Source organism: uncultured Oceanicoccus sp. (assembly GCF_963968385.1).
Lineage (GTDB): Bacteria > Pseudomonadota > Gammaproteobacteria > Pseudomonadales > Dasaniaceae > Oceanicoccus.
Genome location: NZ_CAXAHB010000131.1, coordinates 1 through 2,448 on the forward strand (window position 1 = coordinate 1; position 2,448 = coordinate 2,448).

Genomic DNA, 2,448 nt, shown 5'->3' on the forward strand with positions numbered 1-2,448 from the left:
TGATCACGATTGGCATCCAACGCCTCGACAAAGGCGCTAGCAGCATTACTAAAACTGCGATTCTGGTGAAATACATAACCCAGTGTGCGTTGCAGTTTGATATCGGCTATATCCAGCGTCTTTAAACTCTTATCGACCATCCTGTGGGGCAACACACTCCAACCAAGTCCAATCGAAACCATCATCTTAATGGTCTCGAGATAATTGGTCTCCATTGATACCTCGAGCTTTAAGCCATGCTGTTGAAACAGGGCTTTTATAATTTGCCCGGTATAGGTATTCAGCCCAGGCAAAATAGCTGTAAATTCACTAAGAGTGGCAAGGTTAACGCTTTCCAGTTTGGCCAAAGGGTGGGTTGAGGCAATAACCACCACTAAATCATCCTGCCATAGCGGTTGACGCACTAATGGACTATTTTCGGTGGGATCAAGCGTTACCACACCCAGCTCAATCCGCCCGTGCATAACCTGCTCATAGGCTTCTTCTGAATCCATAAAATCGATATCAAAATGCACCTTTGGATAGCGCTGGTTAAAGGACTGTAAAATCGGTGGCAACCGATGCAGGCCGATATGGTGGCTGATACCAATACTCAGTTCGCCGCTAACTTCACCCTGCAGGTCGACGATGCTGCGCTTGGCTTCCTGCACGGTATTGAGAATACGCTCGGCTCGGGGTAGCAGGGCGATGCCCGCTTCGGTAAGTTGCACCGTCCGACCAATCCGATCAAATAGCCTACAGTCGAGCTGGCTCTCAAGTGCGGCAATCCGTTTGCTGACCGCTGGTTGGGTAATATGCAGTACCTCGGCGGCCTCCGAGAAGGATTTTGAGCTAGCCACTTCGACAAAGGCTTGTAAATGTTGGGTTTCCATAGCGACTCCGGATATTGACAGGGTGGAATATTATATGATTCCTTATGGTTATCCAATCTATAAAAATTATGAATTTGTTTTATCAAAAAGAGGCGCTTAAAATCCCAGCTCTAATCCAACTCGTACAATGATGTCGTCAATCAATACAGCGCCGAGGTGACAAATGGCTGGTAAAACCCTTTATGACAAGTTGTGGGATGCCCATGTGGTCAAGCAACGGGACGATGGTACCGCATTAATCTATATCGACCGTCAGCTAGTGCATGAAGTTACCTCACCTCAGGCATTTGAGGGGCTTCGTTTGGCTGGCCGCCCGTTATGGCGCCCCGATGCCAATCTGGCTACCCCGGATCATAATGTGCCTTCGCTAAAATCTGAGCGTGATGGCGGTGTTGCCGGAATTGTTGAAGATATCTCTCGAATACAAGTGCAAACGCTCGATGATAATTGTGATGAATTTGGTGTTACCGAATTTGAGATCAACGATATTCGTCAGGGTATCGTGCATGTTATCGGGCCGGAGCAGGGTGCCACTTTACCCGGTATGACCGTTGTCTGTGGTGATTCACATACGGCAACTCACGGCGCTTTGGGTGCATTGGCTCATGGTATAGGTACTTCAGAAGTTGAGCACGCGTTGGCGACTCAATGTTTGATTCAGCAAAAAATGAACAATATGTTGGTTAAGGTCGAGGGCGATTTAAATCCCGGCGTGACACCAAAAGATGTAATTCTGGCTATTATCGGAGCTATTGGTACTGCCGGTGGCACCGGCTATGCCATTGAGTTTGGCGGTAGTGTGTTTCGCGCTATGTCGATGGAAGGCCGAATGACGGTCTGTAATATGGCGATTGAAGCGGGTGCTCGTGTCGGTATGGTTGCTGTTGACCAAATCACCTTGGACTATGTTAAAGGTCGTCCGTTTTCACCCAAGGGTGAGCATTGGGATATGGCCGTCGAGTACTGGAATACGTTGCATAGTGATGACGACGCTGAATTTGATCGTGTAGTTGAACTGGATGCTGCCTCGATTATTCCTCAGGTAACTTGGGGTAACTCGCCGGAAATGGTGGCTGGCGTAAATGGTGTGGTACCCAAGCCGGAAGAGATTACTGATCCCACTCAAAAGGCTGCTGTCGAGCGTGCGCTTGAATATATGGGTTTAACCGGCGGTATGGCGATTACTGATATACAACTCGATTGTGTGTTTATTGGTTCTTGCACTAATTCGCGGATTGAAGATTTACGCGCCGCCGCGGCTGTTGCCAAAGGCAATAAGGTGGCCGATAACGTTAAACGTGTACTAGTGGTTCCCGGTTCAGGTTTAGTTAAAGCCATGGCTGAGAAAGAAGGTTTAGACAAAATCTTTTTAGCGGCGGGTATGGAGTGGCGAGAGCCAAGCTGTTCTATGTGTCTGGCGATGAATTCAGATAAGTTGGGTGAGGGTGAGCACTGTGCATCGACCTCGAACAGAAACTTTGAGGGCCGTCAGGGCTTTGGTGGCCGGACTCATCTGGTAAGTCCCGCCATGGCTGCCGCTGCCGCTATCGCCGGTCACTTTGTTGATGTCCGCGAT

2 protein-coding genes are annotated in these 2,448 nt (G+C 48.9%); one reads left to right on the top strand and one right to left on the bottom strand.

Features of this window, described 5'->3' with window-relative positions; translation table 11 throughout:
- Positions 1-872: LysR family transcriptional regulator (locus AACP44_RS08990; protein ID WP_339340191.1), on the bottom strand; the 872-nt coding region annotated here is incomplete at its 3' end.
- A 163-nt stretch (positions 873-1,035) separates the two neighbouring features.
- Between AACP44_RS08990 and leuC the strand changes: the two genes are divergently transcribed.
- Positions 1,036-2,448 (top strand): 3-isopropylmalate dehydratase large subunit (gene leuC / locus AACP44_RS08995; RefSeq protein WP_339340192.1); only part of this gene is annotated, 1,413 nt, incomplete at its 3' end.